This is a genomic window from Bradyrhizobium sp. cir1 (assembly GCF_014198245.1).
GTDB lineage: Bacteria > Pseudomonadota > Alphaproteobacteria > Rhizobiales > Xanthobacteraceae > Bradyrhizobium.
On record NZ_JACIHE010000012.1, the window covers coordinates 42,010 to 56,264 of the forward strand.

General features: G+C 64.5%; 12 protein-coding genes. 5 read left to right on the forward strand and 7 right to left on the reverse strand.

Translation table 11 applies throughout. The annotated features are described in order from the left end of the window. Positions 1–74: 74 nt before the first annotated feature. From GGD63_RS23375 to GGD63_RS23395, 5 genes are all read right to left on the reverse strand, one after another. Complete coding sequence (locus tag GGD63_RS23375; RefSeq protein ID WP_183245504.1) at positions 75–992, reverse strand: MBL fold metallo-hydrolase; 918 nt, start codon at positions 990–992, stop codon at positions 75–77. 88 nt (positions 993–1,080) lie between these two features. After that, positions 1,081–2,286 carry an NAD(P)/FAD-dependent oxidoreductase gene (locus GGD63_RS23380; RefSeq protein ID WP_183245505.1) on the reverse strand — a complete coding sequence of 402 codons (1,206 nt, stop codon included), beginning with the start codon at positions 2,284–2,286 and terminating at the stop codon, positions 1,081–1,083. Positions 2,287–2,798: 512 nt separating this feature from the next. Further along, positions 2,799–3,758, reverse strand: coding sequence for an AraC family transcriptional regulator (locus GGD63_RS23385; protein WP_246785620.1), 960 nt, complete (start codon positions 3,756–3,758; stop codon positions 2,799–2,801). Positions 3,759–4,060: 302 nt separating this feature from the next. Further along, positions 4,061–5,569, reverse strand: coding sequence for a sensor histidine kinase (locus GGD63_RS23390; RefSeq protein WP_183245506.1), 1,509 nt, complete (start codon positions 5,567–5,569; stop codon positions 4,061–4,063). A gap of 291 nt (positions 5,570–5,860) precedes the next feature. Then, positions 5,861–6,202, reverse strand: coding sequence for a DUF1236 domain-containing protein (locus GGD63_RS23395; RefSeq protein WP_183245507.1), 342 nt, complete (start codon positions 6,200–6,202; stop codon positions 5,861–5,863). Between the two features lie 139 nt (positions 6,203–6,341). On the opposite strand from GGD63_RS23395, the gene GGD63_RS23400 reads away from it, so the two are divergent. The 4 genes from GGD63_RS23400 to GGD63_RS23415 all read left to right on the forward strand — a co-directional run bounded on the left by GGD63_RS23400 (position 6,342) and on the right by GGD63_RS23415 (position 9,871). Then, on the forward strand, positions 6,342–6,575 hold the full coding sequence (locus GGD63_RS23400) for a hypothetical protein (protein WP_183245508.1): 234 nt from the start codon (positions 6,342–6,344) through the stop codon (positions 6,573–6,575). 381 nt (positions 6,576–6,956) lie between these two features. Further along, on the forward strand, positions 6,957–7,955 hold the full coding sequence (locus GGD63_RS23405; protein ID WP_183245509.1) for a TRAP transporter substrate-binding protein: 999 nt from the start codon (positions 6,957–6,959) through the stop codon (positions 7,953–7,955). Positions 7,956–8,039: 84 nt separating this feature from the next. Further along, on the forward strand, positions 8,040–8,555 hold the full coding sequence (locus tag GGD63_RS23410) for a TRAP transporter small permease (RefSeq protein ID WP_183245510.1): 516 nt from the start codon (positions 8,040–8,042) through the stop codon (positions 8,553–8,555). Further along, positions 8,552–9,871, forward strand: coding sequence for a TRAP transporter large permease (locus tag GGD63_RS23415; RefSeq protein WP_183245511.1), 1,320 nt, complete (start codon positions 8,552–8,554; stop codon positions 9,869–9,871). Before GGD63_RS23410 ends, GGD63_RS23415 begins: the two co-directional genes overlap by 4 nt. A gap of 49 nt (positions 9,872–9,920) precedes the next feature. Here GGD63_RS23415 and GGD63_RS23420 read toward each other — a convergent pair whose 3' ends face one another. After that, the gene (locus GGD63_RS23420) at positions 9,921–11,195 is read right to left on the reverse strand and encodes a serine hydrolase (protein WP_183245512.1); all 1,275 of its coding nucleotides are present in this window, start codon (positions 11,193–11,195) and stop codon (positions 9,921–9,923) included. 163 nt (positions 11,196–11,358) lie between these two features. Between GGD63_RS23420 and GGD63_RS23425 the strand changes: the two genes are divergently transcribed. Then, positions 11,359–12,276, forward strand: a complete 918-nt coding sequence (locus GGD63_RS23425; protein WP_183245513.1) for an intradiol ring-cleavage dioxygenase — start codon at positions 11,359–11,361, stop codon at positions 12,274–12,276. A 5-nt stretch (positions 12,277–12,281) separates the two neighbouring features. Here GGD63_RS23425 and GGD63_RS23430 read toward each other — a convergent pair whose 3' ends face one another. Next, a complete protein-coding gene (locus tag GGD63_RS23430) occupies positions 12,282–14,015 on the reverse strand; it encodes a bifunctional protein-serine/threonine kinase/phosphatase (RefSeq protein WP_183245656.1) in 1,734 nt (577 codons plus the stop codon). Positions 14,016–14,255: the final 240 nt, after the last annotated feature.

A 14,255-nucleotide genomic window follows, 5' to 3' on the forward strand; every position in this document is an offset into this window, starting at 1 on the left:
CTGATGATTTGAACAGGGTGCGCACTCACAACGTCACGAGCACGCGCCCTGATTCGGCCTAACCCATCAAGCGTTCAGTAGTCCCAGAACACCGGCACCCAGCGATAGGCGTCGCCATCGACCGCCACCCGGCCCACGGACGGGAACGGCAAATGCGTGGCGACCAGCATCTCGCCGGTCGCCGCAAGCTCCCGCAGAAGCCTGGCGCGAACGCGCGCCGCCTCCTCGGGGTCGTGCTCGAAACCGTTGTGCCATTCGGGCTGCTCGAAGCCGACGGCAAAAACGGCATCGCCGGCAAAGGTCAACGCGTCACCGCCGGAGGCGATGCGAACCACGCTGTGTCCGGGGGTGTGACCGCCGGTGCGCCGGGCGATGACGCCGGGCGCAATCTCCTGCGTGTCATCGAAGGTCCGCAGCTGACTGCCGTACGCCTTCACGAACCGCTTGGCGGTTGCCCGAAGCGCATCCGGGAATCCCTGCGGCATGTTGGTGTGGGAGAAGTCGGGCGCCTCCCAGAACTTGACCTCGGCGGCCGCGACGTGGATGCGCAGGTCCTTGCGCAGCCGCTCCTTGACGCCGTCGACGAGCAGGCCGCCGATGTGGTCCATGTGCATGTGGGTCAGCACGAGGTCTGTCACGGACGACAGATTGATCCCGGCGGCTTCCAATCGTTTGATCAACTGCCCGGCCCGCGGCAGGTGCAGATTCGGGTCGGATCCGAGGCCGGCGTCGATCAGGATGGTCTTGCCGCCGCTCCGCACCATGACCGCATTCAGCGCCCAGTCGAAGGCGTCCTGCGGCAGGAACATGTCGTGCAGCCAGGCCGCACGCTCGGCCGGGGCCGCGTTGTGCGCCAGCATCGTGGTTGGCAGCGGAAGCACGCCGTCGCTGACCACCAGCACGTCGATCTCGCCGACCTTGAGCGCATAGCGCGACGGAACGAGCTCTTCGCGTCCCGATGCCGCGGGATATGAGGTGTTGTGCAGGTTCATGTTCGTCTCCTGTTTCGTGGAAGGCTTCTGGCTGGACTTGGTTGAGTGGCCGCGCCGCCAGGACGCGCGGCCGCTATGCTTCGCGCGTCTAGAGGTCGGTCACACGCTCCGGATCGGCCGAGGCGAGCGCAGCCGCGCGCTCGGCCTTCGGCGGATAGATCCAGACGGTGTTGATCTCCCGCTTCGTCTTCCTGGCGACGTCGCCGACCATCTCGACCTTGCGCTCCCAGCCGCGCGTGAACAGCGCGCCGGCTTCGCCGAGATCGAGGCAGGTGACGTAGGCTTTCTGGTGATAGGGCCTGGCCGGAACGCCCAGCAGCTCCGCGACGGCGTTGTTGCCGGCAAAGGCGCCCATGCGCGTGGCGTGCTGGCACGACATCAGCGCGTAATTGCCCTCGTCGTCGCAGGCGGCACGGGCGGCATCGCCTGTGGCGAAGACGCCGGCGACACCGGGCACGCGCAGATCGCGATCCACCAGCAGCCGGCCGAAATTGTCGCGCTCGGCGGGAATCTGCGCCGTCAACGGCGCGGCGCGGATGCCGGCGGCCCAGACCACTGTCTCGGTTTCGATGTGCTCACCGGTCGACAGCGTCACGCCGGATTTGTCGAGCGAGGCGACGCCGGCCCCGAGCCGGGTCTCGACGCCGAGCTTGCGCAGCGCTTCCTCGATGAGCGGGCGGGGACCTTCGCCCATGTCGGGTGCGATCACGCCGTTACGCTCGACGATGATCACGCGCGTCTTCGAGTCCTTGCCGAAGATCTTGCGCAGGCGGGCGGGCAGCTCGGTTGCGGCCTCGATGCCGGTGAAGCCGCCGCCGGCGACGACAATAGTGTCGCGTCTGTTGACGGCCGGCCGGTCGGCGAGAGCGTGCAGATGTTTGTCCAGTGCGACGGCGTCATCGAGCGAATCGACGCTGAAGCCGTGCTCGGCAAGGCCGGGAATGTTGGGGCGGAACAGGCGGCTGCCGGTCGCGATCACCAGGCGGTCGTAGGACAGGGTCTTGCGTGTGTCCCTGGACGTCGCGATCTGCACCGTCCGCGCCTCGGTGTTGACGGTCTCCGCGCTGCCCTGGATGTAGTTGACGTCGATCGCCTTGAGGACGTCGAGCAACGGCGCCGTCAGGGTCTCCGGCTTCGGCTCATAGAGCCGCGGGCGGACCACCAGTGTTGGCTCCGGCGCGATCAGCGCGATTTCGAGATCGTCGGGCGAGACACCCTGGATGTCGCGCAGGCGGGCGGAGGAGAGGGCGGCGTACATGCCGGCAAAGCCGGCGCCGATGATGAGCAGTCGCATGTGGTTCACTCCTGGATTGGGTTGATCGGGACAGACGTGCGTCGTCGCCGCTGCCCAAGGTCGGCGGTGCCTGCTGCGATCGGCGATGACGCGAAGAGGTGAAGCGGAGACTGATTGCCCGTTACGGAGCCGTGCAGCCTGGCAGTGACGATAGCAGCGCGGGGCTTCCACAGGCGGCCTGGCAGCTTCTCGGGCTCAATGGCCACCCGCGCAGGGCGACCGGCACTGCGGGTTTCCTCGGCCAATCGTGATTGATCAGGATTGACGCCAGGGGACTTGCGCTCTGCGCCGCTTGAGCCGGCGCTTCTTCGGCCGTCGGCGAGGTGAACCGCACGGTCAGTGAGAGCCCGTACAGGAGCGCCGTTGCGATGGCTTTCCGTCGCGGTGCGATGACAAGGCGTTTCCAGTCCATTGTTCGTCTCCGTCCGCGTGGTGTGTGTGCTATGCGATGTTTAGCGAACCAGGTATTCGACCGCGCCAGAGCGATTGCCGTCGCTGTCGAGAGATTGCTGCTAGCGCACGCGCCTGCGCCAATCGCTTGGCGTCTCGCCGGTCAGCTTCCTGAAGGCTGCTGCGAACGCCGTCTGCGACGAATAGCCAAGCGCCGCGGCGATCGAGACGACCGGTGCGTCGCTGTCGCGCAGCATGTTCATAGCCTGCTCGAGTCGGTGCTGGCGCAGCCAGGCATGCGGAGAAAGCCCGGTGCTCTCCTTGAACGCACGGCAGAAGTGGAAGCGCGACAGCCCGGCATCGGACGCCAGCGCATTGAGGGAGACGTCCGCATCGCTGTCCGAGCGCAATCGTTCGATCGCACGGAGCAGCACCTTCGGCGACAGCCCGCCCATGGTCGGTTGGAACGTGCTGGGCGAGCCCGTGTGGGCGACCAGCAGCCGCGTGGCCAGGAGGTCCGTCAGCTGATGCCGGAACAGCGTATCGAGGGCTCCGTTGCCCTCCAGCGAATCCGCCGCGCTCAAGATCAGCCTGGACGTGATCGGGTCAGGGTGCGCCGTACGCTCCAGCAGCTCGGCCGGCTTCGCGATCCCGGCTTCGCCGGCCACGCGCTTCAGTGTTGCATCCGGAAGATAGAGCTGGACCACATCGACCGGCTTCGGAATGTCCCATCGCGAGCTCGATCCCTCCGGAATGATGATCACGACTCCAGGACGAAACGTACCGATCGCTACCGATCTTCCCGAACGCCGCTCCATGCGCTGCATCATGCCGTTGTACGCCATGATCACGTGATGGCTCATCGGCTCGACCACGTCGTGCAACGGCTCGTGTTTCCAGTGGGCGATTCCGGCACCGGAGGCGTCCAGTGCCATGCGAGCGGGCTCGGTCCTGAGCACCCGCGCCATCTCGGCATCGGCGGCACGCCGCTCGGATGTCGCACTATCGTCCGGCTGTGCGCGAGGTATGGGTGGCAAGCCCTTGTGCGAGGGACTGCGCATGAGTGCGGTGCTCCCGGTCATCGTGTGGATCCTCGTGGTCGTCTCGGGCTACGCATCAGGTGTCCGTATTCGTACGGGTCGGCGCGCGTTGTATGCAGGCGGCGGCACAGCGTCTTTCCTGAAGCGGGCGTGCTTTGTCCGATCCTGCTCCGGGCGGGCGCGCGTTTTCGCAAACGCACGTCGGGCGCCGACCGGTCGCGGTATTGAACGGAGATCGTGCGAGAGGCGGCTAGATGCCGCTGAAATGGTGGGTGAAACAGCGGCTTGCTGCGAGGACGTGCGCGCGGACATTGGCAATCGTCATTGCCATTCGTTCGGTCCCTTCACCGCGCCTCGTCCAGCGTGCACGTCACCGTGCAGACGACGCCGCGCGGCAGGAAGTCGACGGTTGCCTCGCCGCCGAGCTGGTCGCGCGCGCTGCGCTCGATCAGGCGCGAGCCGAAGCCACGCTGCACCGGCGCGGTCACCGGCGGCCCGCCGATCTCGGTCCAGATCAGGCGCAGCTGCGGCTTCGGCGCCTCGGCGATGACCTCCCAGTCGAGTGTTACCCGGCCGGTCTCGTTCGACAGCGCGCCGTATTTCGCCGCGTTGGTGGCGATCTCGTGCACGATCATCGACAGCACCACGGCAAACCGCGGCGACAGCGGCACCGCGGGGCCGGCCATGCGGATGCGGTCGGGATTGCTCAGCAGGAACGGCTGAATCGCACGGGTGATCACGTCCCTCAGCTCCGAGCCCGCCCATTTCTCCTGGCTGAGCAGATTATGCGCCTCGGCGAGCGCGCCGAGCCGTCCCTCGAACTTGGCCCGCTCGTCACGGCTGGCGCTGCGAAAGGTCTGCACCGCGATCGCCTGCATCAAGGCCAGCGTGTTCTTGACGCGGTGGTTGAGCTCCTCGATCAGGAGATTGTGCAGCATCTCGCCGCGCGCGATCGTGGTTGCCATCCGCACCGCGAAGGTGAGGCCGATCAGCAGCAGGATGCCGCCGATCAGGCTGGTGATCGCGATGTTGCGCCAGAGCGGGGCGATCAATGAGCTTTCGGGGACGCCAGCGGCCACCGTCCATCCGGTGAGCTGAGATCGGGTGTAGGCGGAGGCGAGCGCGACGTCGTCCAGCGAGATCGACGATAGCGTTGCCTCGGGCGCACGAAACATTTCCGTATAGAGCGAGGGCGATGCGCGCTTGCCGAAGTTCTCAGCTGGGTTGGGCACGCGGGCGAATACCGTGCCTGTGGTGTCGAGCAGGGACACTGTCCACTTCTGGTCGGGCCGCTGCTTCTCGATCAGCTCCTGGAAGATGCCGATCGGCGGGCTGAAGCTGAGGTCGTAGATCACCTCGCCGTTCCGGAACACCGGCACTTCGACGGTCAGCACCTGACGTCCGTTGATTGCGCCGGTGAACAGGTCGGAATATTGCGGCGACCTGGTCGCAAACACCTTCTCGACGATCTCCAGATTGCCGCGCAGCGGCAGGCTCGCGGTGTCCTCCGTCGCGGTGGAGAACAACAGCCGGCCCTTGCGGTCGGAGATCAGCATCAGGCCACCCTTGCCGTACTGGTCGAGGAAGCCGAGCGCGATGCGGCGAAAGGTTTGGAAGTCGTCGTTGCGCAGCGAGTTCGTCAGCGCCAGCACCTGCAAGCTGCCGGTCATGCGCTGCACCTCGGAATCCAGCACGAGGCGCATGCTGCGCACGCTCTCCAGCACGCGGCGCGTCGCGTCGCTGCGGTCCTGCTTGTAATGATAGAAGGCGATGCCGACCGCGAAGACGATCATCGGCAGCGTCGTTCCTGCGACCAGGAGAGCGAGCCGGACCGGCAGGGTGAGCTTTGACAAGCGCGGGCGTCCCGGTTCCGGCGCGGCGGCGCCGGATTATGATTTTAGCGAGAACCATACGAGCAGCACTTGCATCGCGCCACGATTTTCGCGTGCGCGGCGCCGTCCGCTTGGATTTTGCATCGCAGTGCGCGGAGCCCTGCGCCTCAGCTCATGCTGATTGCGGTCAGTAGCAGACACATGGCGTAGACGGCCGCCAGACTGAGCCCGACGATCCGCGCCTCTCGATGCGGTTTCATACGGTCAACTCCGGCAGGCGGCCGCTTCGCAGCCGCCGCCCGTCAGTCCTGATCAATCGATTTCCTGAACGACGGTCCGCGTGCCCGGATCCACCAGCATCACGCGTTCGCCGGAATAGACGTAGCGATATTTGGTGAGGGACGGGCCCCAATCGGCCGGAACTGCTTCGAGCTCGACCTCGCTCGGCACCGTTGCGCCGACGATGATCTTCTCCTTCGTCACAACCGGTCGCACCCGGTGCTCGGTGACGTAGGATTTGATTTTCGTGCGATATTCCGGCTCGATCTGAACCACCGCGGCGTGACCGGTTCCGGTCGTGGTCACGGTGGATTGCGCGAATGCGCCGGTCGAAATCAGAACGGCCGCGGCGGATAACAGGAACAGCTTCTTCATCTTGTCCTCCTCACAAGCATAAGCGCCGCAACAACCTTTCGCCGCGCGCGACGTTCCTGCGCGCATAGGAACAAATCGCCATTTTTTCCCGTTTTCAGATCGGCCGGACCGAAGTCCGGCAACTGGAGGAGGAGACAAGATGAAGCTGAAGATGGCGACTGCAACACTGATGGTTGCTGCGTTTTCCCTGCCGGCGTTCGCGGCCGACGAGTTCTACGTGGTCCAGGACGTCAAGACCAAGAAGTGCACCGTCGTCGACAAGAAGCCGGTGGACGCTTCCATGACCGTCGTCAGTCCGTCGGGCACGATCTACAAGACGCGCACAGAGGCTGAGAGCGGCATGAAGACCGTCAAGGTCTGCACATCCAATTAAGGAGCATATGATGCCGGTATTCATTCTCTGGGCCGTTCCGGCGATCATTGTGATCGGTGGCGGCATCTATCTGATTGGTCACATGCACTAGGCCAGTCGAGGAAGACGCGCGGATCTCTGCGTGCAGCGCACCGGTCCGCGCGTCTTGCTTCGGCCGGGAGCGGGGAGGCCGTCCATGCGGCGTACCGCGCGCCGGGAGGAGCGCGAGTTGCAGTGCAACAGGTCGTGCAGGAGCAAGTCCTGCGACGAAGAGTACCTCCAGCGCGCGCGAAATGACTTCCGTCCCGCCGGGGTTTTTCATACGCTTCCCTCTCGCAAGCCGCATACCGGCTGCACGCACGGCCCGGCGACAGGGCCGGAGCATCAAAGGGAGGGGAGACGATGAAGCGAAGGTCATTTCTCGCTGGTATCGGTGCAACCACTGCGGCGGCCACGATCGGCATGCCGTCGATCCTCAGGGCGCAGGCGCCGATCACGCTGAACGGCGCGGTCCAGTTCAACGACGACCATGCCTTCAACCGGGCACTGATCCGGTTCGAGGAGCTGGTGAAGAAATATTACGGCAAGCCCGTCAATTTCACGCTGCACAAGAACTCCTCGCTCGGCCTCGAGAAGCAGTATTTCGAATACATGTCGCAGGGCAAGGCGGTCGATTACGGCATCGTCTCGCCGGCCCACATGTCGACCTTCGCCAAGGCGGCTCCGTTCATCGATGCGCCCTTCGTGTTCAGGGGCATCGAGCACATGAACAAGGTCGTCGAGGCCAATATCCTGGCGCCGATCGCCGACGAGGTCGCGGCCAAAGCCGAGGTCGTTCTGATCGGCTATGCCGGCGGCGGCATCCGCAACATCTTCGCCAACAAGCCGCTCAGGAACCTCGCCGATCTCAAGGGCCTCAAGGTTCGCGTGCAGGGCGCCCCGATCTGGTCGAAGACTTTTGCGGCCGTCGGCATGAGCCCGACGGTGATCGCCTATAACGAAATCTACAATGCGATCCAGAACGGCGTGATATCGGCCGGCGAAAACGAGGCGGCGGGCGTCGAGGCGATGAAGTTCTACGAAGTGGCCCCGCATCTCAGCCTCACCCAGCACGCCGTATCGATCCGGCCGATCTGCTTCTCGGTGAAGACGCTGAAGACGTTACCGAAAGATTTGCAGGACGCGATCATGAAGGCCGGCAAGGAGGCCGGCGACTACGGCCGTCAGCTCGAATCGAGCGAAGAGGTCGTCAAGCTCGACACGCTCGAGAAGGCCGGCAAGCTCAAGCGCGTTCCCTTCGAGGAGCGGGAGGCCATGAAGAAGCTCGCCGATCCCGTGATGGCCACCTACGCCAAGGAGATTGGCGCGGAGGGCATTTTCGAGAAGATCAACGTCGCCTGATCTCGTTGCATTCGCCAACGGCACGTCCGGGCAAGCCCCGCTTCTTGCCCGGCCGTGGCGGATGAGCTGCCGCACGGAGTCCCAATGTCTGAAATGCCCGTCCCGTCCACACCGTCGCTGTGGCGTCGCGTTACGGCGGCCTATGCGAAATTGCTGGAAATCCTGCTCGCCGCCTGTGTCGGCATTCTCGTCATCCCCGTGACGCTGCAGATCGTCTCGCGCTACACGCCCTTCATCCCGTCCTACATCTGGACGGAGGAAATGGCCCGCTTCCTGTTCGTCTGGACCATCATGATCGGCGCCATGGTCGGTGTGCGGGAAGCGCAGCATTTCGAGGTCGATGTGTGGCCGGACCTGTCGCGGCGGTCGGAGGCCGCGGTGCGGATCCTCGCGCGGCTCGGGGTGCTGGCGCTGGCACTGGTGTTCGTGTTCGCCGGCCTGGAGTTCACCCGCTTCGCCTGGAACAGAACTTCGGAACTGGCCGATCTGCCGCTTTGGCTGATTCACGTCGCCTGGCCCGTGACCGGTGCGACGTGGATCGTCTTTGCGGGTGAACAGATCGTCGCTGAAATGCGTGTTCTGCTCGGGGCACGGCGATGAGCGGCAATGTGCTCTCTGCCGGACAGGCTGCGATGGTGCTGTTCGGGGTGTTCATCGGCCTGCTCATCGTGCGCGTGCCGGTCGCCTTTGCGCTCGGCCTTGCCTGCGTGCCGATCCTTTTGATCGAGCCACGTCTGTCTTTGATGACGCTCGCGCAGGAGACCTTCAATGCGTACAATTCATTCATTCTGCTGGCGGTGCCGTTCTTCCTGCTGACGGCGAACCTGATGAGCATCGGCGGCATCACCGATCGCCTGGTGGCGTTGTCGCGCTCGATGGTCGGGCACTGGCCGGGATCCCTGGCGCAGATCAACGTCGTGCTGTCGGTGTTCTTTGCCGGCATCTCGGGCTCGTCGACCGCCGACGCGGCGAGCCAGTCCAAGATCTTCATCGATGCGCAGACCAAGGAGGGCTACGACCTCTCGTTTTCCATCGCCATCACGGCGGTGTCGGCGGTTCTGGCGGTCATCATCCCGCCGTCGATCCTGATGATCGTGTGGGGCGGGCTGATCTCGACCTCGATTGCGGCGATGTATCTGGCCGGCATCGTGCCGGGTCTGCTGATCGCGGGCGCGCAGATGGCGACGGTGCACATCTATGCGGTGCGCCGTGGCTACCCGACCTATCCGAAGGCGACCTGGGTCGAGATGCGACGCGCCATCTGGCGGTCGATACCGGCCATGATGACGCCGTTCATCATCGTCGGCGGCATTCTGCTCGGGTGGTTCACCGCGACCGAGTCCGCCTGCGTCGCGGTGCTCTATTCCGTGGCGCTCTCGGCGTTCTTCTACCGCGAGACGGGTCCTCGCGAATTGTACAAGGCCTTGCTCGACACCGGGCGCCTTGCCGGAGTCGCGCTGTTTTGTGTCGGCACCGCAAGCGCATTTGGCTGGCTGCTGGCCTATTACAGGATCCCGCAGGAGCTGCTGGCCAACGTCTCGGCATGGGGCATGGGCCCCGTCGCGGCCGGCTTCTTCATCTGCTTCTGCTTTCTGGTGGTGGGCTGCTTCCTCGACGCCATCCCGGCCATCATCATTGTCGGCACCGTGCTGGAGCCGCTGGCGAAGTCCGTCGACCTTCATCCGGTCCAGTTCGCGATCATATCGATCGTGTCGCTGGCTTTCGGGCTGGTGACGCCTCCTTACGGCTTATGTCTGATGATCGCCTGCGCGGTCGCCGGCGTGCGGCTGCGCTATGCGCTGAAGGACACCGTGATCATGCTGGTTCCGATGCTGCTCGTGCTGGCGGCGGTCATCGTCTGGCCGAGCGTGTCGCTGTTCCTGCCGCGTTTGCTCGTGCCGGAGATGCTCAAATGAGTTTCATCGTGCGATCCCGCGGCCGTCGGCCGCGGGATCGGTTCAACGGTTACAGATTGCTCTCGGTGATCGCGGCGTAGACCATGCTGCGCAGCTCGCGGCGGAGCGGATAGGCGCTCGACGGCAGCACCTGCGTCATGAAGATGGTGATCAGCTCCTCGGCCGGATCGATCCAGAACGAGGTCGTGGCCGCGCCGCCCCAATTGTATTCGCCGGGGCTGCCGGCGATCAGCGTCTCGGCCGGGCGCATGGTCACGGCGAAGCCGAGGCCGAAGCCGATGCCGTTATAGGCGGCTTCCGAGAACAGCGAGCGCGACACTTCCGGCAGCGCACGGCCGCCCGGAATGTGGTTGGTCGTCATCAGCGCCAGCGTCTTCGGCCCGATCAGCCTGACGCCGCCGAGCGCGCCGCCGTTGAGCAGCGCGCGGCAGAAGGTGAGATAGTCGGCGGCCGTCGAGCACAATCCGCCGCCGCCGGAGATGAAGGAAGGCGGGGACAGGAACGAGCTCGTCGTCGGATCGTCCTGAAGCGTCAGCCCCTCGCGGCGCTGGCCGGCATGGAAGGTCATGCCGCCGCCCGGGTCCGCCGAATAGCAGGCCGCGAGGCGGTGCGCCTTGGAGGCCGGGACGTGGAAATCGGTGTCGGTCATGCCGAGCGGATCGAGAATGCGTGCCTTCAGGAACTGCTCGAACGGCACGCCTGAGATCTTGCCGATGAGATAGCCGATCACGTCGGTCGCGACCGAATAGTTCCAGGCCTCGCCCGGCGAGAATTCCAGCGGGATTTTCGCCAGCCCCTCGATCATGGTCTGGAGCGTGCCCGACTTCTCAACCTCGCCGAGTTTCTCGGCGCGATAGGCGGCGTCGACATTGGAACGCTGCTGGAAGCCGTAGGTGAGGCCGGAGGTGTGGCGCAGCAGGTCGACGATCAGCATCGGCCGCGATGGCGGCCGGGTCAGGAAGGAAGGTGCAGTGCCGGCGACGAACACGCCGAGATCCGTCCATTCCGGAATGTATTTGGCGACAGGCTCGTCGATCGCGACGAGGCCCTCCTCGACCAGCATCATGAAGGCGACGCTGGTGAGCGGCTTGGTCATGGAATAGATGCGGTAGATGGTGTCGTCCTTCACCGGCACCTTGCGCTCGACATCGGCGAGGCCCTGCACCGAGCTGTGGGCGATCTTGCCGCGGCGATAGACCAGGAGCTGCGTGCCCGGGAAACGGCCGGCATCGATGTACCGCTTCTTCAGATGCGCATCGACGCGGTCGAGCGCAGCCTTGGACATGCCGACGGATTCGGGCGAGGCGGGGGTGGGTGCGAGCATCGGTTCCTCCGGGCAGTTTCTCGACCATGGTGATAGCCAAATGGCGGGCTCATTCCAAGCCGGTCGCGCTTAACGCGGGGCGGCCGACTGGTGTAGACTCCACCTTGGAACGCCTCCAGTGAGCCCGTCCGGGCCAACGAGAAAAACGCGAGGGCAACGCACCATGACCCAGTTCAACGAGACCGACCTCACCGAAGCCGTCGTCAAAAGCTTCGACCAGACGCCGAACCCGCGGGCAAAATTCCTGCTCCAGGAATTGGTGAAGTCGCTGCACGATTACGTGAGCAAGACCGGTCTCACCTTCGAGGAATGGGAATACGCCATCGATTTCCTGACCCGGACGGGGCAAAAATGCACCGATACCCGCCAGGAATTCATCCTGCTGTCCGACGTGCTCGGCGTCTCCATGCTGGTCGACGCCGTCAACCACCGCGACCGCGAGGGCGCGACCCAAACGACAGTGCTCGGGCCGTTCTATGTCGGCGAGCACAAGGTGACTGCGCATGGCACCGACATCTCGCCGAACAATCAGACGGGCGAGCGGATGTTCGTGCAGAGCCGCGTCACGGATCTGAAGGGAAAGCCGCTCGCAGGCGTTCCCGTCGATGTCTGGCATGCCGATGACGACGGATTCTACGATTCACAGAAGCCAAATTATGACGAGGTCGGCGCCTCGGCGCGGGCGCGCTTCATCACCGATGATGATGGCCGCTTCTTCTTCCGCACCATTTTGCCGTGCAGCTATCCGATCCCGACCGACGGTCCTGTCGGCGAGATGATTGTGCAGACCAAACGCCATCCGATGCGTCCGGCGCATGTGCACTTCCTCGTCAATGCGAAGGGTTACGAGCCGCTGATCACCCACGTCTTCATGGATGGCGACAAATATCTCGATTCCGACGTGGTGTTCGGCGTGAAGGACGACCTGGTGGCCAAGGTCGAGCCGCGCAACGAGCCGGTGATGCCTGACGGCACTAAGGCGAGCGGGCGGTGGCATCTGATGACCTACGAATTCCACCTCAAGCCGGGCGGCGGCATGGCGCCGAAGCCGCTGGGGGTGAAGGCGGCAGAGCCGGCGTGATCCGGTTATCGCAGCCGGAGCGCTGCGAGCAGCACGATGACCGCGCAGGCGAGGATCGCCGTGGTCAGCTTCCAGAACAGCAGCGGATTGCGCTCCAGCAGGGGCGTGGTTCGCGTGTTCAGATAGGCCGGATTGGGATTTCTGAGCTCGAAGACGAACTCGGAGAGGTCTTCGTGGCGCTTGTAGGGATCGGGATGCAGCGCTTTCCTCAGCGCGCCGTCGATCCAGCCCGGGATGCCCCGCTCGGCATCGACTGCGGGGCGGTATCGCAATTTCCACGCGTCCGATCGTCCCCGGATTTTAGCAAGCTGGGCGCCGTAGGGCAGATGCCCGGTGAGCATCTGGTAGCAGATGGCGGCCAGCGAGAACATGTCGGACCGGGGCGATCCGCCTTCGCCCAGGAAATACTCCGGCGCCGTGTACTGGACCGTGCCGAGAATTTCCGCGTCAGCCGATCTCGGCGCAGCTTCAGCGACGCCTGCGACCCTGACCGATCCGAAGTCGATGATCTTCGCGGTGCCGGTCTTGTCGATCAGGACGTTGTCGGGCCTGAGATCCTGGTGCAGCATCTCCATCCGGTGGAAGGCGCGAAGCCCGGTGGCGATCTGCTCGATGATCCTGCGCACCGTCTCCAGATCGGGACGGGGGTTGTCGAGCATCCACTGCCGCAGCGTCTGCCCCTCGACGAACTCGGTCGCGACGTAAAGATAGTTGCGCCGCGTCGTTCTCGACCGCGGCTTGAGCACGTACGGACTGTCGATCCGCCGCGCGATCCATTCCTCCATCAGGAAACGTTTCAGATAAGCCTGGTTGTCGCGCAGGTCGATCGACGGAATCTTGAGCGCGACCGTTTCCTCGGTGTCCGCATCGACGGCGAGATAGATGTGGCTGCGGCTGCTGCCGTGGATCTCCCTGACAATCCGGTAGCCATCGAACATCGCCCGCGGCTCCAGCAGAGGCGGCAGCGGCAGCGTCGAGCTCCGATCGAAAACGCCGGATTCCTCCGGCGTTGCGTCGATGCGCAGGATCTGCACGGTGATGTTGTCGTCGCTGCCGCGCCGATAGGCCTCCTCGACGATCGCCTTCGCCGCCCTGTCGAGTTCGGCTGCATGCTCGTTGATCGCGCTCGTGACGAAACGCGGCTCGACGAATTCGTACGCACCGTCCGTTGCCAGCAGGAAGGTGTCGCCGGCCTGGATCTCGACCGTCTGATAGTCGATCTCGAGCTGCGGATTGATGCCGAGCGCGCGGCCGAGATAGGTCTGCTCCGATGACACGATGATCCGGTGATCGTCGGTCAGCTGCTCCAGCGCCTTGCCGGCGACGCGGTAGATGCGGCAGTCGCCGACATGGAAGATGTGTGCGGTGGCCGCCTTGATGACCATGGCGCTGAGGGTGCAGACATAGCCCTTGTCGCGGTCATAGGCATATTGGCTCTTGCGGGTCTGCGCATGCAGCCAGGAATTGGTCGCCTCCAGCACGCGGCGGGCGGAGGTCTTCACTGTCCAGGATTCCGACGTGCAGTAATAGTCCATCAGGAAGCTCTTGACCGCCGACTCGCTGGCGATCTGGCTCACCGTGCTGCTGGAGATGCCGTCGGCGAGGACCGCCGCGATGCCCTTCAGGCTGAGCAGCGGCTCTTCCGGAATCAGGACGCCGTGAAAATCCTGGTTGACGGGCTTGCGACCCCTGTCTGAGTGCTGGCCGACCGAGATCTGGAGTCCGCGGGACATCGTCATCACCGGTAAAGGCATGGCTATCGCATATGGCTTCCTGGCGACGGCCTGAGCGCGCGCCTCGTCCTTCGAGACGACCGCTCCGCGGTCTCCTCAGGATGAGGCTAATCGGCATCGGTCGACGTTGAAACTGCTGCCGCACACTCCGCCCTCATCCTGAGGGCCCGCCAGAGGCGGGCGTCTCGAAGGATGGGCCGCAGGAACCGCTTTTCGCGTGCGATAGCCCTGCGAGCAAAGGGGAGC